The 22599-nt window shown below is 41.3% G+C and carries 22 protein-coding genes; 11 read left to right on the top strand and 11 right to left on the bottom strand.

All coding sequences use genetic code 11. The annotated features are described in order from the left end of the window. The first annotated feature begins 60 nt into the window (after positions 1 to 60). Positions 61 to 1074 (top strand): ATP-dependent 6-phosphofructokinase, encoded by a 1014-nt coding sequence (locus K6V26_RS21585; RefSeq protein ID WP_224263818.1) that lies wholly within the window; start codon positions 61 to 63, stop codon positions 1072 to 1074. Here the strand turns inward: K6V26_RS21585 and rnc are convergent, their stop codons facing one another. The 3 genes from rnc to K6V26_RS21570 are packed head-to-tail and all read right to left on the bottom strand — an operon-like array spanning position 1075 to position 3514. Beyond that, positions 1075 to 1989 (bottom strand): ribonuclease III, encoded by a 915-nt coding sequence (gene rnc, locus K6V26_RS21580; RefSeq protein ID WP_195585100.1) that lies wholly within the window; start codon positions 1987 to 1989, stop codon positions 1075 to 1077. A 1-nt stretch (position 1990) separates the two neighbouring features. Continuing rightward, positions 1991 to 3256: a beta-ketoacyl-ACP synthase II gene (gene fabF / locus K6V26_RS21575; RefSeq protein WP_009860667.1), complete on the bottom strand. Its 1266-nt coding sequence runs from the start codon at positions 3254 to 3256 to the stop codon at positions 1991 to 1993. 21 nt (positions 3257 to 3277) lie between these two features. Next, positions 3278 to 3514 (bottom strand): acyl carrier protein, encoded by a 237-nt coding sequence (locus K6V26_RS21570; RefSeq protein WP_009860668.1) that lies wholly within the window; start codon positions 3512 to 3514, stop codon positions 3278 to 3280. Between the two features lie 154 nt (positions 3515 to 3668). On the opposite strand from K6V26_RS21570, the gene purN reads away from it, so the two are divergent. Beyond that, positions 3669 to 4232 (top strand): phosphoribosylglycinamide formyltransferase, encoded by a 564-nt coding sequence (gene purN, locus K6V26_RS21565; protein ID WP_009860669.1) that lies wholly within the window; start codon positions 3669 to 3671, stop codon positions 4230 to 4232. Between the two features lie 78 nt (positions 4233 to 4310). Here purN and K6V26_RS21560 read toward each other — a convergent pair whose 3' ends face one another. Together K6V26_RS21560 and K6V26_RS21555 are read right to left on the bottom strand one after the other, a co-directional pair. After that, positions 4311 to 7124 (bottom strand): TonB-dependent receptor, encoded by a 2814-nt coding sequence (locus K6V26_RS21560; protein ID WP_224263817.1) that lies wholly within the window; start codon positions 7122 to 7124, stop codon positions 4311 to 4313. An 18-nt stretch (positions 7125 to 7142) separates the two neighbouring features. Then, positions 7143 to 8321 carry a DUF4925 domain-containing protein gene (locus K6V26_RS21555; RefSeq protein WP_224263816.1) on the bottom strand — a complete coding sequence of 393 codons (1179 nt, stop codon included), beginning with the start codon at positions 8319 to 8321 and terminating at the stop codon, positions 7143 to 7145. A 413-nt stretch (positions 8322 to 8734) separates the two neighbouring features. On the opposite strand from K6V26_RS21555, the gene K6V26_RS21550 reads away from it, so the two are divergent. Continuing rightward, positions 8735 to 9976 (top strand): glycosyltransferase, encoded by a 1242-nt coding sequence (locus K6V26_RS21550; protein ID WP_009860673.1) that lies wholly within the window; start codon positions 8735 to 8737, stop codon positions 9974 to 9976. 8 nt (positions 9977 to 9984) lie between these two features. Here K6V26_RS21550 and K6V26_RS21545 read toward each other — a convergent pair whose 3' ends face one another. Next, positions 9985 to 11184: an MFS transporter gene (locus K6V26_RS21545; protein ID WP_224263815.1), complete on the bottom strand. Its 1200-nt coding sequence runs from the start codon at positions 11182 to 11184 to the stop codon at positions 9985 to 9987. A gap of 22 nt (positions 11185 to 11206) precedes the next feature. Continuing rightward, positions 11207 to 12310 (bottom strand): 4-phosphoerythronate dehydrogenase PdxB, encoded by a 1104-nt coding sequence (gene pdxB, locus K6V26_RS21540; RefSeq protein WP_224263814.1) that lies wholly within the window; start codon positions 12308 to 12310, stop codon positions 11207 to 11209. Positions 12311 to 12537: 227 nt separating this feature from the next. Here pdxB and K6V26_RS21535 point away from each other — a divergent pair, with 227 nt between their 5' ends. After that, complete coding sequence (locus K6V26_RS21535) at positions 12538 to 13683, top strand: 6-bladed beta-propeller (protein ID WP_224263813.1); 1146 nt, start codon at positions 12538 to 12540, stop codon at positions 13681 to 13683. Between the two features lie 162 nt (positions 13684 to 13845). Here the strand turns inward: K6V26_RS21535 and K6V26_RS21530 are convergent, their stop codons facing one another. Further along, positions 13846 to 13998 carry a hypothetical protein gene (locus K6V26_RS21530; RefSeq protein WP_224263812.1) on the bottom strand — a complete coding sequence of 51 codons (153 nt, stop codon included), beginning with the start codon at positions 13996 to 13998 and terminating at the stop codon, positions 13846 to 13848. 172 nt (positions 13999 to 14170) lie between these two features. Here K6V26_RS21530 and K6V26_RS21525 point away from each other — a divergent pair, with 172 nt between their 5' ends. Continuing rightward, positions 14171 to 15088 (top strand): IS1595 family transposase, encoded by a 918-nt coding sequence (locus K6V26_RS21525; protein WP_224263811.1) that lies wholly within the window; start codon positions 14171 to 14173, stop codon positions 15086 to 15088. Next, positions 15085 to 15423 (top strand): hypothetical protein, encoded by a 339-nt coding sequence (locus K6V26_RS21520; protein WP_224263810.1) that lies wholly within the window; start codon positions 15085 to 15087, stop codon positions 15421 to 15423. The genes K6V26_RS21525 and K6V26_RS21520 overlap by 4 nt, the downstream gene beginning before the upstream one ends. On the opposite strand, the gene K6V26_RS21515 is transcribed toward K6V26_RS21520, so the two are convergent. Next, positions 15411 to 15629, bottom strand: coding sequence for a hypothetical protein (locus tag K6V26_RS21515; protein WP_224263809.1), 219 nt, complete (start codon positions 15627 to 15629; stop codon positions 15411 to 15413). The two genes, K6V26_RS21520 and K6V26_RS21515, sit on opposite strands and share 13 nt — an antisense overlap. 284 nt (positions 15630 to 15913) lie before the next feature. Here K6V26_RS21515 and K6V26_RS21510 point away from each other — a divergent pair, with 284 nt between their 5' ends. The 5 genes from K6V26_RS21510 (at position 15914) to K6V26_RS21490 (ending at position 20892) form a co-directional block, all read left to right on the top strand. Continuing rightward, positions 15914 to 16579 carry a hypothetical protein gene (locus K6V26_RS21510; RefSeq protein ID WP_122333451.1) on the top strand — a complete coding sequence of 222 codons (666 nt, stop codon included), beginning with the start codon at positions 15914 to 15916 and terminating at the stop codon, positions 16577 to 16579. 378 nt (positions 16580 to 16957) lie between these two features. Next, entirely contained in the window at positions 16958 to 17428 is a 471-nt protein-coding gene (locus K6V26_RS21505; RefSeq protein ID WP_224263808.1) for an energy transducer TonB, read from the top strand. Positions 17429 to 17534: 106 nt separating this feature from the next. Beyond that, entirely contained in the window at positions 17535 to 18140 is a 606-nt protein-coding gene (locus tag K6V26_RS21500) for a DUF4254 domain-containing protein (RefSeq protein WP_046145740.1), read from the top strand. 806 nt (positions 18141 to 18946) lie between these two features. Continuing rightward, on the top strand, positions 18947 to 19978 hold the full coding sequence (locus K6V26_RS21495) for a glycosyltransferase family 9 protein (protein WP_224263807.1): 1032 nt from the start codon (positions 18947 to 18949) through the stop codon (positions 19976 to 19978). Next, positions 19975 to 20892: a lipopolysaccharide kinase InaA family protein gene (locus K6V26_RS21490; protein WP_224263806.1), complete on the top strand. Its 918-nt coding sequence runs from the start codon at positions 19975 to 19977 to the stop codon at positions 20890 to 20892. Before K6V26_RS21495 ends, K6V26_RS21490 begins: the two co-directional genes overlap by 4 nt. On the opposite strand, the gene K6V26_RS21485 is transcribed toward K6V26_RS21490, so the two are convergent. Beyond that, positions 20880 to 21641 carry a glycosyltransferase gene (locus tag K6V26_RS21485; protein WP_224263805.1) on the bottom strand — a complete coding sequence of 254 codons (762 nt, stop codon included), beginning with the start codon at positions 21639 to 21641 and terminating at the stop codon, positions 20880 to 20882. The genes K6V26_RS21490 and K6V26_RS21485 overlap by 13 nt on opposite strands. A gap of 13 nt (positions 21642 to 21654) precedes the next feature. Further along, positions 21655 to 22527: an FkbM family methyltransferase gene (locus tag K6V26_RS21480; protein ID WP_009860681.1), complete on the bottom strand. Its 873-nt coding sequence runs from the start codon at positions 22525 to 22527 to the stop codon at positions 21655 to 21657. Positions 22528 to 22599: the final 72 nt, after the last annotated feature.

Raw genomic sequence — 22599 nt, 5'->3', positions numbered from 1 at the left:
TGCAAATGTAGGCATTCTCTTTTTATTTATATCTTTGTCGTATACATAATTAACAAAACAATGAAAATAGGTATCCTTTCTTCGGGAGGTGATTGTCCCGGTATAAACGCAACGATTCGTGGTGTCGGTAAAACGGCCATAATGCATTATGGCATGGAAGTGATCGGAATTCATAGTGGTTTTGTTGGCTTGTTGAACAAGGATATTCAATCGTTCGACGAACGCAGCCTTTCTGGTATCCTGAACCTGGGCGGAACGATCCTGGGTACTTCCCGTGAAAAACCGTTCCGTAAATTACTTGCCTCCGGTGAAAGTGAAAAACCCCAGATTATTATACAGAATTATGAAGAATTAGGATTAGATTGCCTGGTTTGCATCGGTGGAAACGGTACACAGAAGACAGCCGGAATGCTCTCAGCCCTCGGTCTGAACATCATCGGCGTTCCTAAAACAATTGATAATGATGTGTGGGGAACGGATATAACGTTCGGTTTCGATACGGCTGTCAATATTGCGACGGATGCGATCGACCGCTTGCATTCTACTGCCAGTTCACATAAGAGGGTCATGGTTGTGGAAGTGATGGGGCATCATGCCGGCTGGATCGCCCTTTATGCCGGAATGGCGGGAGGAGCGGATGTGATCCTGCTTCCCGAACTGGGATATGATATGGACAAAGTAAATCAGACGATCCTTGACCGTGCCCATCGTGGTAAACCCTATTCGATTGTTGTTGTTGCCGAAGGAGTGGAAACGCCCGACAAAAAACGTCCTTCCGATTATATCACCCGTACGATTGAGGCGGCAACCGGCATAGAATCCCGTGATACGGTGTTGGGATATATCCAGCGTGGCGGTAATCCTTCCCCTTTCGATCGTAACCTGGCAACCCGTCTGGGAGGGCATGCGACGGAGTTGATAGCCAACCATCAGTTCGGGCGTATGGTCTGCATGAAAGGAAATAATGTGGAATCAATAGCCTTATCGGAGGTGGCAGGTAAATTGAAACTGGTCATTCCGGAACACGACCTGATCATTCAGGGAGAAAGAATGGGGATTTCGTTCGGTAAGTAATTACCGAACTTCTTCATTGATTGTGGCATCAATACACTGCGGACTGTTACTTGTCATTTGTTTGATCGGAGCCTGTTCCTGCTCCGTTGTCGTATCTTCCTCCGGGAGATCTTCAAACTCATGTTCGGCAGTTGTTTCGCCGGTCTGTTTCTTTTTCAGTTCGGAAATAAACTGCTGGAATACTTTATCCGTACGCAATTTTTTGATTGCCATCTTTGCCGCGTTCTGCTGTGATTCCTTCTTGGAATAACCGATACCGACGCCTATCTGCGTGTCGGCCAGTGTGACGCCCGTTTGGAAGACCGGATTTCCGTCATTGTCAGTAAACGATTCTATCAGCTCAAATGTAATTTCCAGTTTGTTCTTCTGGCTCCATTCGATCAGACTGGATTTGAAGTTTACTTCTTTACGGGCGATATTATCCAGGTCGATGTATTTATTGATGATTACATCTTCTACAAAATGATAACACATACGGTATCCCTGATCCAGATAGATTGCTCCGATCAGTGCTTCCAGTGCATTGCCATACATATGATTATTGTGAGAACTCAGTTTGGCTGAGTAGACAACCATCTTGTCGAGTCCCAATTCAACGGCTACGCGATTGAGTGTTTCGCGTTGAACGATTTTGGAACGGGTATTGGTCAGGAAACCTTCCCGTTTATTTTGAAAATGTTTGTATACAATGTCTGCCACGACGGCATCCAATACGGCATCACCCAAGAACTCCAGTCGTTCGTTGTTCAGCCATTTTCCATCGCTGGCTTCCACAGAGGAAGATTTGTGCAGGAAGGCCTGTTCGTAAACGTGGATGTTATCGGGGTAAAATCCCAGTATTTTATATAAAGAAGAATAAGGCTCCTTATTCTTATGTTTGAGGAGCCTTATCTTTTTGTATAATTGTGTAAACACTTTACTTCACAAATTTTTTTACAATCATGCTGGCATTGTGGCCACCGAACCCGAAGGTATTGGACAGTGCTGCGTTAACCGTTCTTTTTTGTGCTTTATTGAACGTGAAGTTCAGATTGTAATCGATTTCAGGATCATTGTCTCCTTCTTCATGATTGATAGTCGGAGGAACAATATCTTCATTAACAGCCATAATACAAGCAATTGCTTCCAATGCTCCGGCTGCACCCAGTAAGTGTCCAGTCATAGACTTCGTTGAACTGATGTTCAGCTTATAGGCATGTTCGCCGAATACATCCAGAATAGCTTTCGCTTCCGAGATGTCTCCTACCGGGGTAGAAGTGCCGTGAACATTGATATAGTCTATCTCTTCCGGTTTCATCTCTGCGTCTTCAAGAGCATTCTTCATCACCAGTTTTGCACCCAGACCTTCCGGATGAGAAGCTGTCAGGTGGTAAGCGTCTGCCGACATACCTGCACCAACAATTTCACCATAGATCTTAGCGCCTCTGGCCAATGCATGTTCCATCTCTTCAAGAATCAGACAGGCTGCACCTTCACCCATTACAAATCCGTCGCGACTTGCGCTGAATGGGCGCGAAGCTGTTTCCGGTGATTCGTTTCGGGTTGAAAGGGCGTTCATCGCATTAAAACCGCCAAGACCGGGAGCCGCAATAGCAGCTTCTGCACCACCTGTAACAATTGCATTTGCTTTTCCTAAACGAATGTAATTGAAAGCATCGGCAATAGCATTGGTTGAAGATGCACATGCTGAAACAGTCGCAAAGTTCGGACCACGGAAACCGTACATCATTGAAATATGTCCTGCTGCAATATCTGCAATCATTTTAGGAATGAAGAACGGGTTGAATTTCGGACCGATGGTGTCTTTTGTTTTTTCATAACCGGCAACTTCTTCTTCAAAAGTCCTGATACCACCGATTCCGGCAGCGAAAATAACACCGATACGATCTTTATTCTCATTCTCCAAGTCCATAGCTGCATCTGCAACAGCCTGTTTGGCTGCGCTGATAGCTAATAAACTATAGCGGTCGCATTTGCGAGCTTCCTTACGGTCCATCACCTCTAACGGATCAAAACCTTTAACTTCGCAGGCAAAGTGCGTTTTAAATTTTGATGCATCAAAATGAGTAATAGGTCCCGCTCCACTCTTCCCATTGATAAGGCCCTCCCAGGTTTCTGCGAGGGTATTACCAAGAGGAGTAATGGCTCCAAGACCTGTTACTACAACTCTTTTTAATTCCATACCTTTAATTAAAAGGATTGATTACTTCGCGTTAGCTTCGATATAAGCGACTGCATCGCCTACTGTTGTAATCTTTTCTGCCTGATCATCAGGAATTGAGATACCGAATTCTTTTTCGAATTCCATAATCAATTCTACAGTGTCAAGAGAGTCTGCTCCTAAATCATTAGTAAAGCTCGCTTCGTTTGTAACTTCTGTTTCTTCAACACTTAATTTGTCAACGATGATAGCCTTTACTCTAGATGCAACTTCAGACATAACTTTTTCAATTTAGATTAATAAATACGAATATACTTTTTAAATTTGCAGTGCAAAGAAAAGAATTTTTTATGTTACAAAACAAATTTAATGCACTAAAAATGCGGAAAACTGCACATTTTTTCTTTTCGTGTGCACTAAAACATAGGAAAATATGAAAAACGTAGCAATTTTTGCCTCCGGTTCGGGTACAAACGCGGAAAATATCGCCCGGTACTTCTCTAAAAGTGAAACCGTTAAAGTCGCGGTTGTTTTGTCCAATAATAAGAATGTGGGCGTTCATGCACGCGTCAATAATCTGGGAATTCCGTCTTTTGTGTTTTCCCGCGACGAATTTGTGGAAGGAACCCCCATTTTGGCGAAACTGGCGGAATATCAGATCGATTTGATTGTTCTGGCTGGTTTTATGAATAAGATTTCAGATGCGTTACTGACAGCTTATCCGGGTAAAATCATCAATATTCATCCGGCTCTGTTACCTAAACATGGCGGAAAGGGAATGTATGGGATGCATGTGCATGAGGCTGTCGTTGCTGCCGGCGAGAAAGAGTCAGGCATAACGATACATTATATAAATGAGAATTACGATGAAGGTGATATCATTTTCCAGGCTAAATGTGAGGTGTTGCCTGCCGATACCCCTGAAGAAGTGGCTACTAAAGTGCATGCATTGGAATATGCTCATTATCCGCATGTGATTGATGACTTATTGAAATAGTAAGAAAAAGGTATAAAAAATTAAGCCCTACCGGTAATTTCTTGATCCGGCAGGGCTTTTCATCTATTAGTGGTTTAATCAGAATGTCATGTTCAATTGCATCACATAAGTACGTGGTGCCGATACCAGCATCGGGCGTGTGCAATATTCTTTATTAAAGAGATTGTTGATCATAAACTGGAATGATACGTCTTTCGTTATCTTTACGCCGGCACGCAGGTCGACTACACAATAGTCCGTATTCTTTTCTTTCCAGTATGTATTAAGCGTTTCTCCGCCGATATTTCCATACAGCAGCTGACGGATATACTCCATGGCATCCGGCTGTTCTTTTTCGCGTTCGTCTACCATCAGATAATCGACTGCCAGCATCTTACTCTTCCAAGTCACATTCATACCCAGGTTCAGGCGTTTCCACTGGAGATCAAGCACACCTTTCACCGTGTGTTTCTGACGATATTTCAGATATTTGGAGTCGTTGGATTTTTCCTTGGCACGGAGAGGGTCGTTATATTGTGCTTCGATTTCATTCTTTTCCTTGTAATCGATATCCTCGGGTTCGATGAAAACATATCCCAGGTTATAAGATAACTTGGTGTCGGGATTGAAGTTGTAGAAACCGTTTGTACTTATCTCTGCCCCATAGATGCGTGCTTTGGAAACATTGTAGAATTGTGCACCGATACCCGGCATCTGACCTTTGGCGATGATACCCAGGATTTCCTGTGTACTGTTGGCATAGGCATAAGAGTTGGGGTCGAAGAAGCCGAAACGGAATTCGATCATGTCCGTATATTGCGTATAGAAACCGGCCACATCGAAGAATCCCATCAGATTACCGAATTTATATCCTTGTTTGAAACCCAGTTCTGCATTTACCCCTTTTTCTGCCTTTACTTCATTGTTCGGGAATACACCGACTCCACCGATATCCTTGCGGGCATATTTCTCGGTCAGAGAAGGATAACGATAGCCTTGTCCGAAACTGGCCCGGATAAAGCTGTAATCAGCCAGTTGGTAATTCAAACCTGCACGGAAGATAGGTTTGACAGGTACTTTAGCTCCGAATATCTTTGTGTCGGCTTCACGAAGGAAATCGTCCACACGATAATATTCGGCACGCATACCGGCAGACACGCTCAGGCGGTCGAAAAAGCGTTGGTCATACTGGAAGAACAGGGCTGCATTGTCGCTGTCGTGATTGCCTGTCGTTACAGAGGTGCTTCGCATATGTTCGTAAGTGGCTCCGGCTGTGATCTGTGTACCGTTGTCCCATTTTTTGTTGAACTGGTAATCCAGATAATACGTATAATTCTTGTCGATGGTTACCGGGGCAGCTTTCGGGTTGATCGCATTGGACAACCAAGGGATCAGGTCGGAGGTACTGCTAGGAATACCACGTTTCATCACCCATGAAAGCAGGTCACAGTAATCGGCTGTAGTCGCTGTCGGGAAAATACTTCCCAGCAGATTGGTTGTTCCGTTTACCAGTCCGTTAAGGTCGCCTTGCAAAGCCGGCTGGATGATTGGATAGAGCATGCTGTAATCGCCGTTTTGTACGTTTTGCACAATACCGGTAATGGCATTGACATCAGTACCCATATTTCCCAAAATGTCCGTGATCGACTTCCCGCTGTTCGAGCCGTCTGCAATATTGTCACCGCGGTAATAGAAGCGGGCCTTTACCTTGTGGGAGGTATTATTATTCGGGTTTGTAAAATTAAAGAACGGGTCGATGTAGAAAGTATTTGCTTCGCGTCCCATATTGGCAATGGGAGACGGTTCATAAACATCTTTCGGCGAACGCCAGAGGAAGAAATCGGCATATTTGTCACTCATGAAGTTTACGTTGAAACCATAGTTCAGCAAATTGCCGTCTTTCATCGGCTGATGGTAAGTCAGGTTACCGCCGGCACGAAACCGTTTGTTGTAACCTTGTTTTTTATATCCTTCGTCGGTAAACATATTCAGTCCGGCCGATACGTCGAAGTTTCCGATGCGGCGGGCATGTGAGAAGTCTATCCCTTCATAAATCGGGTTGCGGATACCGGAGAATACGTTTTTACGCAGGAATGGCTCTACCTCATATTTACCTTCTTTCCAAAAAGATTTGTCGCTCCACCGGTATTCCTCGTTGTCGGGATCGCCGTAAATACCTAAATAAGCACGCAAGGTCGTTACCGGTGTCAGGCTTGGCCGTTTGGTCCGGATGTTGATTACACCGTTCAGGGCAGACGAACCGTACAGTACGGAAGAGGCCCCTTTCATAACTTCTACCTGTTCGATATTTTCCAGCGGAACGATATTCCAGTTAATGATTCCTGTACCCGAAGTTAGCGCACTCATTCCGTCGATCAGCACAAGGCTTCGTGAACCGACGCCGTAGGTCCAGCCGTTACCACCACGGATAGAAGGCTGTTTGTCGTTGATATCGACTCCCGGCATTGTATTCAGTGTGGCACTCAGGTCGGTTGGCGCTTGCTTGGTAATATCTTCGGCCTTCAGTAAATCCATGGAGACGGTGACATTGCTTAGTTTTTGTTCAAAACGTCCGGCACTGACTACCACATCTCCCAACAGGTTGGCTTTTACCTGCATGAATATATTTCTTGTCTTCGTTTCATTCCGGTTGATTACTACCGGGACCTGTTCGTTCTCATAACCGATGTAACTGAACAGCAGGTCGACACCCCCTTCCGGAAGGTTGATCTGATAAGAACCGTCTGCTTCGGAAATTGTACCGTTTGTTTCTCCCGTGATCCTTTTATAGGTAATATTGACTCCCGCCAATGGCTCATTGGTCTCCTTGTCATATACGAATCCTTTCATGATCTGTCCGAAAGCAGGACCGGTCAGGAAGGCAAGTAAAAATAGTATTGTATATTTTTTCATGTCTGTACTCTTTATTTATTATTGTATCTCCTTTTGTTTGCTTAGCATCATGCCTAGTTCCAGTGTTTTTGTTTGTTGCAGGCTACTGGCAAGCATTTCAAGCAAAGATGTTATCATCGGTCCCATTGGTCCGCCAATTATTTCTTCCGGCAGAAGATCTTTTATTAAGGGTAACAGCGGAAGGAAAGCTGCAATTTCATCTTTATCCAGATATAGGAATATATCTCCCTTATAAGCGATTTGTCCGCCCATGCTGCTGTAAGGGGCTTCCGAATTTTTGCGGATATTCATCCGGATACCGGTAGTACTCCATTTATTAAGCTGCTGGTAAATGGCTGCGATAACGGAAGCGTCGAGGCCGCCGTCTGCCTTAGTCTTATTCTGTTGAATCTGGTAAAGAATCATATCGATGTTGGGGACTATATAAAGTTCCGAGTCGTCTTTTACATAATAAGAAGCCAGATTGATCGGCGAAGTGAGCCATTCGCTGTCTTTTCTGTCCGGGGGAATGCTTATCAAATCTCCAATAGCTTTGCCTTCCGGCATGGTGGCGTAGCGGGCTGTGATATTGCCATCCGGATTGAAAGAGACTTCATTGATAAACCAGCAGATCAGGTTTCCTGCAATAGGCTCCAGTATGGGAACTACCTGTCCCAGAAGAGCATTGTCAGTTACCATATGAAAGGCATGGCGCATCAAAGTATATTCTCCCAAAACAGGGTCTGTTTCAATAGATTCCCCACCTTGCACCGGATACCATGTCCCATTTGAAGTCAGTTGGTTCGATGCGATTTTTACATTGGTCAGATCGAATGTCATCTTGCCTTTTTCAACATTCCCTCTGTAAGCGAAAGTAGTGCCGTTGTTTCCGGTTCCGTTTCCTGAAAAAGAGTAACTGTTGCTTCCGGAAGTAACTGCTACGTTCTCCAGCAATGTTGCGGCTTCCCCGGGGAGGACGTAATGCAGTGTAATGGTTGCCGCATTGTTACCGGTTAGTTTGAAAGAGACGTCCTTACCGATGAACTCATGTCCACTGTAAGTCAGGTTCAGTGTATTGCCACCTTCCGGTGTACTCAACTTATTGGAATAGATTCCGTTTAATTCGGAACCGCCCTCATCATCATTGTCATCGCAGGCAAACAAGAAGGGGACCATGCAGATAACATAAAGAAAGTTGCGCAATAAATACTTGTTCATTTACTTTTCTTTTTATTGTTTAATTTTGATGATACAAAGTACTGATATAACTTTGTACCAAACAATAGCTATCTTTCAGAATCAATATTCCATTATTAAGAATCGACATTTCGGAGGTGTAATAACTATCTGTATATTAGTGTATGGTAAAATGACATTATTAATAATAGAATATCGAATGTGAAAAATAGACATTGACGGATATGTTTATATCTCCTTTCTTTGCTCTCATTATGTTAATGAGTATATTGTTAGGATTTTTAGCCTTTTTGGTCCGGATGCTTTTTAAAAGGAAGGTAGCAGGTAAAAAGGTAAGTGAGGCTTGTGAGGTAAAAGAACAATGTCTCCCGGATAGCAAAGAAGGCAAAGAAGTCTGATTTGTGATGAAAAAACTACGTGTAAAATATTGAAGAATGAAAATACTGCTTGTAACAAGAGGATCGCAAGGCGATGTACTGCCTTATCTGGCTGTAGCCCGCGAGTTGGTTAAACGGGGTCATGAGGTAACGGTAAATATTCCCCATGTTTTTGAGGAAATGGCAAAGAAATATCCTGTAAAAGTCGTTTTGCAGGATTTTGATAATATTGGCGGGATGATGGCCGACGCAGCCGAGAATAAACAGAGTTTTAAAAGGATTGTTGAGTGGACGCGCGAGGCGATAGACAAACAGTTTGTGCAGGTAATTCCGCTTTTGGAACAGAACGATGTTCTTGTAGCTGCTAATACTGAATTTGCCGCTACGGGGATTGCCGCGTATTGCAAGAAGCCGTTCGTCCGCACTTCTTTTGCACCTTTTCTTCCAGGCGAGAAAATGCCGCCTCCTGCTTTTCCTTATCCGAAACCCAATCCGATCATTACACCTAAATTGCTTTGGCTGATGATGAACCGGGTATCCAACTATATGGTGAAGGATACGATAAACAAGAACCGTCGGAAATACGGATTGGCTCCAATCAGTAACTTTGGGGAGGATGCCGCAAAGAATAGTGATAACTTCTTATTGTACAGTCGATATCTGGGACATACCGATCCCGTCTGGGACAAACGTTTTCGCTGGAATATAGGCGGGTATTGTTTCAATGATACCTTTGAATATGATGAAGAGGCTTATCAGGAATTGATGGCTTTTATCAAAAAGGAACAGACACCGGTTCTCTTTTTTACGTTAGGTAGCTGTACATCGAACGACCGGGAGCGCTTTTGCGGTATGCTGGCCCGTATCTGCAAACGGAAGCAATACCGGCTGGTGGTCGGTTCAGGTTGGGCAAAGACCGGAGAGACGTTGCAGGGGAATGAACAATTGTTCCTGATGCAAAAGCCGATTCCACATCATCTGATTTTCCCTCATTGCGACGCCGTGATTCATCATGGTGGAAGCGGAACGACGCATAGTGTGGCACGTGCCGGGAAACCTCAGCTGATCACTCCTTTACTTCTGGATCAGCCTTATTGGGGGTATCGGGTCCAGGTGCTCGGAGTCGGCCCGGAAAGAGTGAAGATCGCAAAGGTATCGGAAAGTGAACTGGAGCAAAAAATGGGTGACTTGATCAGCAATCCCGAATATAAAAAGAATGCGGCGATGCTCAGTGAGCAAATTGAAAGTGAAAAAGGAATCGAAAACATCTGTAATTATATAGAATCTTTGGCACGATAACCCGTTTTTTACCGGAGTTTGTTCCTGTTGAAATGTGGTCCAGCCTTGAAGATAAAAAAGAAAGTGGATAAAACTGTCAGGCAGGCTCCAAACAGATAAGCGTGGTTGAATCCACCGAATTCCTGTGCGATACTTCCGCCGATCATTAATCCGATTCCGATACCGACATCCCAGCTAGTGAGGTAGGTGGAAGTTGCCGTTCCGCGCTGGCTGTTGGGTGCCAGATTGACAAACAGGGTGTTGAATGCCGGGAACATGGTTCCGAAAGCAACACCTTGTGATAAAGCGATGGCTATATATAAATAGGAAGTGAACGTCGGATTCCATTTCATCAATGCATCGAGGGAAGCGAGCACAAAGAAACTGGCACATGCCAGATACATCCCCAATGTAATAACCAGTGTGATACGCCCTTTATCTACTTGCCGGCCGGAAAACAGCCTGGAAGTCGCGAGTCCGATCGCCATAAAGGTGAAATAAAGTCCTGAATTGACAGATATACCGATCTCGTCGGCATACATTGCCACATAGGTGGTTGTCATCCCGTAAGGAATGGAAAGCATTAGTAGTGATATTCCTGCCCAAAGGCCTTTTACCAGGAAGAAGCGGTCGAGCGAAATCGGTTCTTTCTTTACCGGTTGCTTGTAAGGCGTTTTAACCAGATAAGCCATGATAAATCCCAAGAAGCAGGAAACCAGCGAGCAACTGAAAATCACTTCATAACTGAAACTGTTATGCATGAACAATCCGATCATCGGACCGAAACTCATTGCCAGATTATTCGCCATCCCGTAATATCCAATTCCTTCGCCACGACGTGAAGAAGGAAGAATGTCGATCACGATCGTATTACCCGATACCGTGACCATCCCGAATGCGAATCCGTGAAGAATACGCAGCACAATGAAAATACTCAACACGCTGGCAATCATATATCCGGCAAAAATGACCATAAATATAGCATAAGCCAGTAGATATAACGGGCGACGGGCAAAGGTATCCAGCAGATATCCGGAAAACGGACGGATACAAAGACAGGCTATCGTATAACAGGACAGGATAAACCCGATCATCGACTTATCCGTCATAAACCGTTCCTGTAAATAGAAGGGCAGGATTGGCAGTATCAGGTAAAATGCAAAAAACAGCAGAAAATTAGCCGTTAATATGTAGCAAAAACCGGGTGATAATAACTTGTCTTTCGCCATAGCAGTGAATAGTAGAATGGTATTATTTGAAACCTAACTTATCAAAAAGTTCCCGCTCTTCTGTTGTCGCGTTCTTTACCGTATAAGCGGCAAACTCCCGGGGATGATGATAATTTGCCCGGAACCATTCGAACTTTTCCGGCGTTTCCCTCAGTGCTCTGTCTACACCAAGCGGACTAAAACTTTTAAGTATTGCGTGTTCGATACGATGTTCCGTCACTCCGGCGAGATCGATAACAGGATCGGCAGGCTCTGGCGGCATAACTTCTCTTAATTTCTCTATTTTCACACCGAAGAAACGTTCGATATTTTCCAGGCAGGTACGAGTCCCGTTGGCTTTGCCATCAGCGGAGAATCCGGCAATATGGGGGGTGGCAACGGCTGTAAGACTTAACAGTTCCCGGTCGATCGCCGGTTCGTTTTCCCAGCAATCTATCACTGCTTCGCTGATTTTTCCTGATTTCAGAGCTTTTATCAATGCCGTCGTATCGTGTACAGCTCCTCTTGAAGCATTTACAAACCAGGGCTTTTTATGTGTTTTGTTGAAAAAAACTTCGTTGGCAAGGTGACGGGTTGCAAAAGGTCCTTCTTTTGTCAACGGTGTATGGAAGGTGATGATATCAGCTTCTTCTGCGATCGTATCCAGCGAAACGAATCCTGCCGCTCCCTCTTCTTCAGCTCGTGGCGGGTCATTACGCAAGATATGTAAACCGTAAGCCGTACACAGTTTTTCCAGTTCTTTCCCGACATGCCCTACACCGACTATCCCGATCGTTTTCCCTTGAAGCGTTTCTCCTCTGCGAAGGGCTATCGTGATAAGTGAAGCCAATACGTATTGTGCAACCGAGACTGCATTGCAGCCAGGTGCATTTTTCCAGGTGATACCTGCTTCATCACAATATTTTATGTCGATATGATCGAAGCCGATAGTCGCTGTAGTAATCAGTTTGACACGGCTTTCGTCCAATAATTCGCGGGTGCATTTGTCGATGCTTCGTACAATGAGAGCATCTGCGTCGTGGATGGTTGAAGGAGTAAACTCGTTTGAGTTGAGGTATTTTATTTCTGCGATTGGTTCGGCTACGCCTTTTAGGTATGGGACCGTGTTGTCAGCTACTATTTTCATTTTGCTTGCCTTTTACTGGTGCAAAGATAGAGATTATTTGCGAAAAGTTTGAAGTTAGAAAAATGATTGATGATGCTATTCGATCATATCTTTTTATTTTCAACAGATGGGGCTGAAAATTAAGTCTTTTTAGTGATTGCTATTACGATTTGTTCGTAATGCTTTGTATCTTTGAAAAATAATCTTAGATGTAAATAATCTGTGTTATCGAATTAAAAAAATATGCCATGAAACATAATCTATTTTTATTGGTTACAGTTATTTTTGTGAGTGTTTCTTTTCTGCTATTCTCTTGTGGAAATAGAAAAGCGTCAGTGGAGGAGACTGCATGTGATAGTGTAGAGGTTCAAGCGGAAATCTCTTATCCTTTTTTAATCGATAAGTCGAATGAAGACGAACGTGATATTGAGATTAACGATATAGCCAAAGTCTCCTATTTGAAGTTAGGAACGAATACAAAGAGCCTTATCCCGCGTAAATGGAGTTTTTCCGGTATTTTCTTAACTGACAAAGATTTGTTTCTTTCTTTTGGAGAAAATATTTATAGATTTGGTTTGGACGGTACTTTCCTAAATAATATAGGAAAACGTGGAGCTGCTCCCTTTGAGTTTGTTGTAGGTGGTATTTTTTCCGTAAATGAAGAGACGCAAGAGTTGTTTTTGTTAGATGTGGCGCAGCAAAGAATCTCGGTCTATACTTATGGGGGGAAGTATCTGAGAAGTGTAAAGTGTGAAAAAGGATTTGATCGCTTTTATGTTTTGAATGATTCTCTGGCCATTTGTTCGACGAATGATATCACGAATGATATTCGAGCTTTTACGATTTCTTTGAGAGATGGAAAAGTTGATCATGTCTTGTTGGAAAAGAGAATGCTGACAGATACGCGAAATTTGATGACGAATATTGGAGCTTTTTCAAGGCTCAATAAGTTAGGAGACCGTATCTATTTATGTATCTCGTCGAGTGATACTATATATGTTTATGATACAAAGAGTCATATTCTCGACCCTGTTTATATCCAAAATCCTTTGAAGACAGATGCGGATAAGGTGAAAACAGTCCCGTATCTGCAATTTGAGTCTTCCCGGTTTGCCAGTATATTGATTAATGATATTCCAAGGTCAGACTTTACCTATTGGGTGGATAAAGAATCCGGAGAATGTTCAAGGGTAAAGATTCGTAATCGGGATCTGGATGATTATGTTCTGGCTTGGGGTACGAACCGGGATAATTTGGTCTTTGATATCTTGGAAATGCCTAGATTGAAGGAACGCTTGAAGCAAGGTAAATTATCAGGAGAACTGAAGTCTTTGGTTGAACAATCAGATGAAGAGGATAATCCAATAATAATGATTGCTGAAATTGAAAAATAATAGTATGAATTAGAGGATGTGAAGGAGGATGATAATCCGGTGTTGATGGTTATGAATTTAAAATAAGGTAACTATATATCACTTTACAGTGAAGAGATAAAAACAAAAAAGACACGAAAAATATTATAAATCTCGTGTCTTTCTGAGTTTTACTCCGTATCTTTAGCCTAGTAAGGAACGATATTTATTGATTTGATACATAACAGAATAAAGAATGGCTAATTCTTCCGCATTGAGTTCATTTTCAAAAAATTGAAAATTTGAAATTTCACTCTCAAGTTCTGTCATTTCATCAAATATTAGTTCTTTTTTCATTTTTAACACCTCCTTTCGGTTTTTAGAGGTACGAATTTCAAAAACAGAGCCCGAGCAGTTTATGGGTTCTGTTTTTATTTTGCAAATATAGTAAATTTTATCATATTGTGCCCCAAAAACGAGATTTTATAAAAATAATTCGTTAAATTTATCATAACAAATAAATACAGCTATGATAAATGTCAAAGAATTTAATTCATTGTTCGAGCTTCTAGAGGCATTCCCGACAGAAGAATCCTGTATAAGGTATCTCGAAGGCTTACGATGGAAAGAAGGAGTAACATCTCCTTTTGATCCTGACTCTAAAGTCTATATTTGTAGCAAGGGAAGGTATATGTGTAAGAACTCTGGTAGACTGTTTAATGTCAAAACAGGAACTATCTTTGAAAACACTAAACTTTCATTGAGAAAGTGGTTCATGGCAATTTGGCTAATTCTTTCTCATAAGAAAGGTATATCTTCTTTGCAACTTGCTCGTGACATTAAAGTCACTCAAAAGACAGCTTGGTTCATTCTCCAACGCGTTCGTATTTGTCTAATTTGCAAAAATGAAGGTAAATTGAATAATGAAGTGGAAGCTGACGAAACTTTTGTCGGTGGAAAGAACAAAAATCGTCATCGTGATAAAAAAGTCAAAAGATGCCAGGGACGTTCTTTTAAAGACAAGACACCAGTTTTAGGAATGTTGGAAAGGAAAGGGAACGTGATTGCAAGAGTAATTAAAAATACCTCTAAGAGTGAGTTAACTCCTAAGATTATAGAATTTGTAGATAGAAATGCAGTTCTGTACACAGATGAGTGGCATGGCTACAATGAAGTGGATAAGCTATTCTATCATTATTCAATAGATCATAGTAGAGGGCAATATGGTATGGGACGTATTCATACCAATACTATTGAAGGTTTTTGGACTTTACTCAAGAGAGGCTATATGGGAATCTACCATTATATGAGCCCGAAGCATCTTCAGAGATACGTCAATGAGTTTGTATTTAGATACAACACTCGCAAAATTAGCGAACATAACAGATTTAATTTGTTACTTTGCAATACAGAATACCGTACAACTTATAAAGAACTGATCGCATGAGCAAGAAAGAAACAACAACCGGAGAAGAATTTGAGAACTTTTTGAATTTTGCTATTAAGTACAAGGTAACTAAGAAGCCAAGAAAGATGAAAGAGATAAAGAAGACAGCAGAACAATGTAGATTGGAGCTGGAAGAGATAGCCAAAGAGATGAACCTTCCTATTGAGGACAATAAAGTTGTTCTTGAATGGGGGAAAAGAGGTGGGAAATTTGATGATGATGTATTTGTAAAATTAATAGCACCATTGTATTTTCCCAGTCCAAAGTTTAAAGTTGAATGGAATGAGGAAATGCAATGGCATACAGCACGTAAAGATGAAAATTATAAGGAATGAAGTGATATATCTCCTTCAAATTCAATCATATCTTCATCTCCACCAATTATTATTTCTGATGGCTTAAAAGTGGTGGCAGGTTCGTTTTTCTTGTGCGCAACAACAGTTTCGTCATTAACAGCTGTGATTCTGTAAACTTGAGTCAGATCATCAATCGGTCTCATATAAGAGTTTACTTCTATTCCTTTGCCTTCTTTGTCTTTCATGATCAATATTGGTTTTTATATAATGCAAATATAACAAAAAATTGTATATTTGCGCTGTTCTATAGGACAAAAACATTTTAGAAAATTCGGAAGTGCCTTACTTCGTTAAAATCGCCAGTTTTGACAAATAAGTATACAAGGTGCAAGCCCCTGCTATATCTAGCGGGTTGCTTGTCTGCGTATACTTTGGGTTTCTGGCGATACCTTACGAAGTGTGGACAGTGACCCGCTTCTTTTTGTATTCCACCTCTATTGGTCATGCGGAGGTAAAAATACTTTTTAGTATGAAAACTAAAGTCATATTGATTGTACTTTTAGCAACTTTGTCTATTAATATTTTTGGACAAAAGTATACAGCTATAGATTTTTTTGTTCCAGACACATTTGCATTTGGTATAGAATATCAGTTTATTAATAATAAAACTGGTGCACCAAGCAAAAGTATGAATAAAAGGACTATTTATCATAAACCAACATGGAGCAAGAATTATCAAATTCAAGAATCTACTTTTATGGATGGACAAGAAATAAGTAGTATTTTAAGTGTTGTTTTAATTGATAACGATAAGGTTGTGTTGAAAGAAAAAGAAAGCGCTAGTATTTTAGGTAAAGATAAGCGTAATGTTTATTCTGAACCTATAGTGATATTTAAACTACCTGAAGAAGGTAAAACTGCAACATGGATTATTCCAGGAGAAAAAAGTGCTTTAAGTGGAAAAATAGATCCTCCTACTAAATGCACTGCAACATGGACTACTCTGAACTTTGAAGGGAAAAATCAAAAAGCAATCAAAGTAACTTCCATAACACAAGGAGAAAATTGGAAAGTGGAAGGTATACAATATTATGTCTATAAAACCGGTCTAGTTAAAGAAGATAGTATTAGTAAAGGCAAAACTAGTACCTTGTACAAATTTTATCGTTTTATAACTGACATTAGACAATTGTAAATTTGAAAAAGATACAGATACCAGATCGTTTGATTTTGATAAAAGTATCTGTATCTTTACTGTGTAGTAAGATTAATAGTCATTTTCAAAAATTTGACAGGAACAGAATAATTCATCTAGTTGTTCAAAAAGTTGATATAGACTATGTTCGTCTTGTTCTTGTTCTAATAAAGAAAGTAGTTGGCTTTCTTTCTCTTGTCGAGTTAAAAATTTATTGTTCATATAAAATATTATTGTTTTACTACGAAATTTCAGGAGGGGTAGTTGCGGTACCCCTCCTTTTTGAATACAAATTTAAGTATTTTAATTTTAGTTTGCAAATAAATAGACTGGAACTTCACTGTAAAGTGATATATAGTTACCTAAAATAAAGTAGTTATGAAGGTATTTGAATCTATTTTGTTGCTGTTGTGGGGTGTCCTAATGGCTTGTTCGCAGAATAAAGTGAATCTCAATGAGAAAGAACTTAAAAGTGAACTTCAGAGTTTAAAAGTTACTCCGGTTAAAGGGGGTATAGAAAAAGATGTAGAGGCTTCGGAAGTTGATTCGGTTTGGAGTATACCTTATTATACAGCCTCTTTGACGGATTGGGAAAGTTATTTCCGTACCAATAATAAGTATAAGAATTGGGACTCGAAAGATGAGAAGATGGTTTTGATAAATGCGATCATCGAGAAAGACAGCACTGCTACACAAGTTAAAGTTGTCGGCAAAGGGTGTGGAGTTAAAGAGTTGGAAGAGGAAGCCGTGCGTTTGATAAAAGCGGCAAAAGTAAGTCCGGCGAGTGATGAACATGGGAATCTGTTAAGAAGTAACTGGTTCATTCCGGTTTATTTTCCCCCCAGATAAATTTTCGGCTTCTATAGTTTATAGCGGTTGGGGGATTACTACTTGCTCTTCTGAAAAGATTTTCTACCTTTGTCAACAGTATTTACAGAAAGCAAAACGATTATTTATGAATTTCAGCGAACAGTGTTACCGGATATTTGAACAGGCTACGAAAGCGTATCATGTTTCTGATGATGTGGATGCAACCATGCATAATCCGTATGAGGTAAAAAGTATAGAGTTCTATCTTTATTTGAAAAACTGGATTGATGCGGTACAGTGGCATCTGGAAGATATCATCCGTAATCCGGCAATCGATCCGGTGGAGGCAGTGGCTATCAAACGCCGTATAGACAAGTCTAATCAGGATCGTACCGACTTGGTGGAATTGATCGACAGTTTCTTTCTGGATAAATACAAAGAAGTGAAAGTATTGCCGGATGCGACGATCAATACGGAAAGTCCGGCATGGGCGGTCGACCGGTTGTCTATCCTGACATTGAAGATTTATCATATGGCCGAAGAGGCTAACCGTCCCGATGCAACTCCCGAGCATAAAGCGAAATGCGAAGAAAAGCTGAACGTGTTGCTGGAACAGAAGGTTGACCTGTCAACGGCTTTGGACCAGCTACTGGCTGATATTAAAGCCGGACGTAAGTACATGAAAGTGTATAAACAAATGAAAATGTACAATGACCCGGCATTAAACCCTGTGTTGTACGGGAAAAAATAAAACGGAATGAAATGGCAAAATACTTATTATGCGACTCTCTGCATGGGGTGTTTTACCTGGTTTCGATGATTTTCTCTGTCGCTAAAGCGAATTATACTGAATGGTCTTGATGGCAAATTGATGTTGTTTTTAGGAATAACATATCTTATTGTCTTGTTTTAAGCGGTTGCTGTGACTGTAATGTCTGTCAGAATAATGGAAATAGAATAGCTAAATATACAATATTTAACACTATGCCTATTTATATGAATTTCCAATCACCGTTTTAAATAAATTGTCATCTCGTTTAAAACGAATTTTTTTTCATTTTAAATGAGATGAGGGTTTATTTAAGACGAAATATTTGTTAAATTCAGTCGGTGAAACTTTTTTGATGAGCCTTTTTCCCTTTAAAAACTATGCTGTAAAGCAGATTTAGATTCCAGATGAAGCGAAAAGTTGTATTGGGTTTAAATATCTAATTCATATATTTATTTAATCTTTTATATCGTCATTTATGGGTATAGACTATTGATGGATCAAAAAGCTGTATTTGTATAGTGAAAGTTTGAATAAGGATATTTTCTATCTTCTCCTGGGTGAGATAAAAAGTGCTGTGTCTGGTCAGGACTACATACAGCTTATTGGTGATAGGGATAATTTGACATTTTGATAAATACGATAATATCCTGTCGTAACAATGATTGCCGTGACAATATGACAACGGCATGTAATGAATTCAGATAACTTATTCCGGAAATAATTTATATCTTTGTGAACCGTATTGATAGAAGTTACGAATCATGAAAATGTATTAAATTCATTACATGGCAAAAATACTTGTTATAAGACTTTCTGCTATTGGCGATGTTGCTATGACGGTTCCAGTGATCTACTCTGCCGCCAAAGCAAACCCCCAACATACGTTTACTGTACTTACGCAGGCTTTCCTAATACCTGTTTTTATGAACCGTCCGGCAAATGTGGACGTGATCGGTATCAATACGAAGGCGGCAGAAAAGACATTGGGCGGATTACTCCGGTTTGCCTCTGCGTTGGTCAAGTATGAGTATGATGTCGTATTGGATTTGCATAATGTGATCCGTACCATGATTATCCGAGGTATGTTCCGGATAAAAGGGAAAAAGGTTTATGTTGTTGATAAAGCAAGGAAGGAACGGAAACGGCTGACCGAGCGTACTCATAAGGAACTGAAACCCTTGCGTCCGGTGATAGAACGCTATGCCGATGTATTCCGTGCTGCCGGTCTGAACTATACGGAAACTTTCACATCCCTTTATGAATCGAAGCCGGCCGATCTGTCGGCTATGGAAGCCGTGGCCGGAACAAAAACCGGTAAATGGATCGGAATTGCCCCGTTTGCCAAGCATCGCGGAAAAATCTATCCGGTGGACGATATGGAACAGGTTGTCGCCCGCTTGTCGGAAAATGAAGATTATACGATCTTTCTGTTGGGAGGTCGTGGTTATGAAGAAGCTGTTTTGGAGCAATGGGCATTCCAGTATCCTCGTGTAAAAAGTGTCGTCGGTCGTTATTCGCTGGATAATGAACTTGCCTTGATCAGTCGGTTGGACGTATTGCTTTGTATGGACTCTGCCAATATGCATTTCGCTTCTCTGGTCGATACAAAAGTGATTTCGGTTTGGGGAGCAACGCATCCCTATGCCGGATTTTACGGTTATCATCAGGACCCGAAAAATGCCGTTCAACTCGATCTTCCTTGTCGTCCCTGTTCTGTCTTCGGCCAGAAGCCTTGTTTCCGGGGGGATTGGGCGTGCATGACACAGATTACGCCGGAGATGATTGTGGATAAGATAAATTCCACCTTGCAGAAATGAAAGTAGTAACGAATCCGGCATATCCTTTCCTGGCAGATTTTTTTTGTCATTTATCCGACCGTTTTGAGACGGAAGGAACCACGATATATGAGGGACGAAACGTGTTGAAGCGGTTTAATATCGAAGGATGTGAACTGGTGGTGAAGAGTTTCAAGGTCCCGTTCTTTGTCAATCGGGTTGTTTATACATTATTCCGAAAATCAAAGGCCAGGCGTTCGTATGAATATGCTTTCGAGATATTGAAGCGGGGGAGCAACACGCCGGAACCTCTTGGATACATAGAAGAATATAAACATGGCCTGTTGAGCCATAGCTATAGTGTTTCTGCGTATAGCGGAGCTTCCGATATCCGGGAATACATGAACGGACAGCTGAAGGATAAAACCTTGTTGACTGCATTAGGTGTTTTTATAGCCAGTCTGCATCAGGCTGGAATTTTTCATATAGATTTATCACCGGGAAATATCCTGTATTATAAGGAACAGGAAACTTTTCGTTTCACTCTGGTAGATATCAACCGGATGCAATTTAAGAAAATAACAGTACGGGATGCGATCAGGAACTTTTCACGGTTGGCCATTTCCCGTGAAGCATTGTCATGCGTCACCCGTGAATATGCACGGATTCGCGGGTTGGATGAGGACTCTTTTGTACGGCAGACTAATCAATACAGTGATCGTGTTTATAAAAAGTACGCTTCCCATCTGGCATGTAAAGCCTGGAGGAAAGAGGGTGGAAATTGGTTTACCCAACCTTATTTCCAATACGTCATGGCGAATCTGTTCAGCCATTGTCCTCTTTTCACGAAGGCTGTGCGAGATCGTTTCCATAAAAAACGTATCCGGATTTATACCTCTTGCATATTGCCGTTTGATTTCCGTAAAGTCTTTCCTGAAAGTTCTCAGGAGGATTGATCCTCTTTTTTTTGTGATTGGGAGGTCCAGCCTGTTATCTGTGAGCAGTGGCTGATATAATATGATTCTTCTTCCGACAGATTTTTAGAATCGTTATACCATGGCTTATGTTCAGCCTGATAAGGGTATGCCGTGCGGTATGCCTCAACCGACCGGCTTCTGCTCAGTCCGACATGTGGTCGGTAAAGGGCGAAAGTCGTATCGATGGGAGCCCGGAATAAACCGTTTTGGGCCGGACGGGCATAGTATTGTTTTTCCCAGTCAATTACTTTTTGCTTATGCTCGTACTGATCCGGCAGATTATCGATCCGTAATGAAAAACCGATTTTGCGGGCAAACGGATGCGCTTTCAGCTCTTTCAGGAAATAATCGATGAAATCGTCCGGGCAATCAGCTATGGGGATGACATCCGAATCCGTATAGATATAATAATCATTACAAAATTTCTTCTTCAACTCTGATTTCCACAAAGCCTTGAATCCGAGGTTCTCTTTAAGCCGGAATACGGTAAAGGGGCATGTCTGGTAATATTCCAGCAGAGGCGGGTAGGTTGAAGCGTTATCCAATATATAAATACGCGTATATCCTCTTGAAGTCAGACTGTCCGTCAATTGGATGAGTGTTGTCAACCGGTTGAAGTTATTGATGATAATAGGGATGTCCTTCCCGTTTGATATGTGGGATGGCATTATCTTTCCTTTGAGGAAATAATAATAATTCGCGATGGCTGTAGTCAGTTTCTTTAGCATATAGAGTAATAATTTATTTAGATGCTCTGATTAATCCTCTGCGTAAATAAGGGGGCTGCATGTCATGATTGTGTGTGTAGATCATGTAGCCTTTTGAAAAACTTGTTTTGAATCCGTTACCCTGCAATATGTCCGTTAATACAACTTCATCATCATGCCGGTGATAAGTACATAACGCAATTTGCATGGATTTATTTTCATTTATCAGACGTTTTGCCCCGTACAATAGATCTCGTTCTGCTCCTTCAACATCGGCTTTTATAAAATTCACAGAGGAGTCGTCAGAGAAAAACGAATCGAGAGTTATGCAGGTATCGGTATCTTTATTTCCGACAAATTTGTGAATAATGGATACTTTCTCTTTCCAGGGTTCAAATGTTTTTTCCAGAGCCTCTATCCAGTCGTTATCTGTTTCAAAAAGATAAACATGTTGTACTTTATCTATTACACTGAGCGAAAAATTCCCTTCCGCAGCTCCGATATCTGATAGAATATCATTGTCTTTAACATTGAAATTTCCATCGGTATAACGGTGAGGAGAAGCTATGTCTTGTTCCGCTTGCAGGGCGTTGTAGGCACGCTGTATCCGCTTTACGGACCATTTACGTTTGAAATAAAGTCTTTTCTCTTCGTGCAGGACGTATTTTAGCTGAGAGTCGTCATCCGTGAAAACCTGAATGTCTTTCGCTTTGTACTGTTCCGTAAATGATGAAAGAAATGTTGTTATAGGATGTGATCTTAAGTATCCGATTGCTTCTTTCTGCTCATTGGATAATGAATTTTGCGGAAGAGAATCGAAATAAGACAGGATGACTTTTCTGAATAATTTTCTGCGGAGGCCGTGGGGTAAAATCCGACATTTGTAAAAAGAAGATAAAGCGAACATGATTGATCTGTTTTGATAGGTTTATTATATTTATTCTTGGAATGAGATGAATTCTGTCTGCACATAATATCC

Source organism: Parabacteroides goldsteinii, assembly GCF_020091425.1.
Lineage (GTDB): Bacteria > Bacteroidota > Bacteroidia > Bacteroidales > Tannerellaceae > Parabacteroides > Parabacteroides goldsteinii.
This window is presented reverse-complemented; position numbering and strand designations above follow the sequence as displayed.

Coding starts and splice junctions, on each gene's coding strand:
- K6V26_RS21550 (WP_009860673.1), top strand. CDS start 8,735: ATGAAAATACTGCTTGTAACAAGAGGATCGCAAGGCGATGTACTGCCT.
- K6V26_RS21510 (WP_122333451.1), top strand. CDS start 15,914: ATGAAAACTAAAGTCATATTGATTGTACTTTTAGCAACTTTGTCTATT.
- K6V26_RS21490 (WP_224263806.1), top strand. CDS start 19,975: ATGAAAGTAGTAACGAATCCGGCATATCCTTTCCTGGCAGATTTTTTT.
- K6V26_RS21515 (WP_224263809.1), bottom strand. CDS start 15,629: ATGAAAGACAAAGAAGGCAAAGGAATAGAAGTAAACTCTTATATGAGA.
- K6V26_RS21545 (WP_224263815.1), bottom strand. CDS start 11,184: ATGGCGAAAGACAAGTTATTATCACCCGGTTTTTGCTACATATTAACG.
- K6V26_RS21505 (WP_224263808.1), top strand. CDS start 16,958: ATGAAGGTATTTGAATCTATTTTGTTGCTGTTGTGGGGTGTCCTAATG.
- pdxB (WP_224263814.1), bottom strand. CDS start 12,310: ATGAAAATAGTAGCTGACAACACGGTCCCATACCTAAAAGGCGTAGCC.
- K6V26_RS21555 (WP_224263816.1), bottom strand. CDS start 8,321: ATGAACAAGTATTTATTGCGCAACTTTCTTTATGTTATCTGCATGGTC.
- K6V26_RS21530 (WP_224263812.1), bottom strand. CDS start 13,998: ATGAAAAAAGAACTAATATTTGATGAAATGACAGAACTTGAGAGTGAA.
- purN (WP_009860669.1), top strand. CDS start 3,669: ATGAAAAACGTAGCAATTTTTGCCTCCGGTTCGGGTACAAACGCGGAA.
- K6V26_RS21585 (WP_224263818.1), top strand. CDS start 61: ATGAAAATAGGTATCCTTTCTTCGGGAGGTGATTGTCCCGGTATAAAC.
- K6V26_RS21500 (WP_046145740.1), top strand. CDS start 17,535: ATGAATTTCAGCGAACAGTGTTACCGGATATTTGAACAGGCTACGAAA.
- K6V26_RS21525 (WP_224263811.1), top strand. CDS start 14,171: ATGATAAATGTCAAAGAATTTAATTCATTGTTCGAGCTTCTAGAGGCA.
- K6V26_RS21570 (WP_009860668.1), bottom strand. CDS start 3,514: ATGTCTGAAGTTGCATCTAGAGTAAAGGCTATCATCGTTGACAAATTA.
- K6V26_RS21520 (WP_224263810.1), top strand. CDS start 15,085: ATGAGCAAGAAAGAAACAACAACCGGAGAAGAATTTGAGAACTTTTTG.
- K6V26_RS21485 (WP_224263805.1), bottom strand. CDS start 21,641: ATGCTAAAGAAACTGACTACAGCCATCGCGAATTATTATTATTTCCTC.
- K6V26_RS21480 (WP_009860681.1), bottom strand. CDS start 22,527: ATGTTCGCTTTATCTTCTTTTTACAAATGTCGGATTTTACCCCACGGC.
- K6V26_RS21560 (WP_224263817.1), bottom strand. CDS start 7,124: ATGAAAAAATATACAATACTATTTTTACTTGCCTTCCTGACCGGTCCT.
- K6V26_RS21535 (WP_224263813.1), top strand. CDS start 12,538: ATGAAACATAATCTATTTTTATTGGTTACAGTTATTTTTGTGAGTGTT.
- K6V26_RS21495 (WP_224263807.1), top strand. CDS start 18,947: ATGGCAAAAATACTTGTTATAAGACTTTCTGCTATTGGCGATGTTGCT.
- fabF (WP_009860667.1), bottom strand. CDS start 3,256: ATGGAATTAAAAAGAGTTGTAGTAACAGGTCTTGGAGCCATTACTCCT.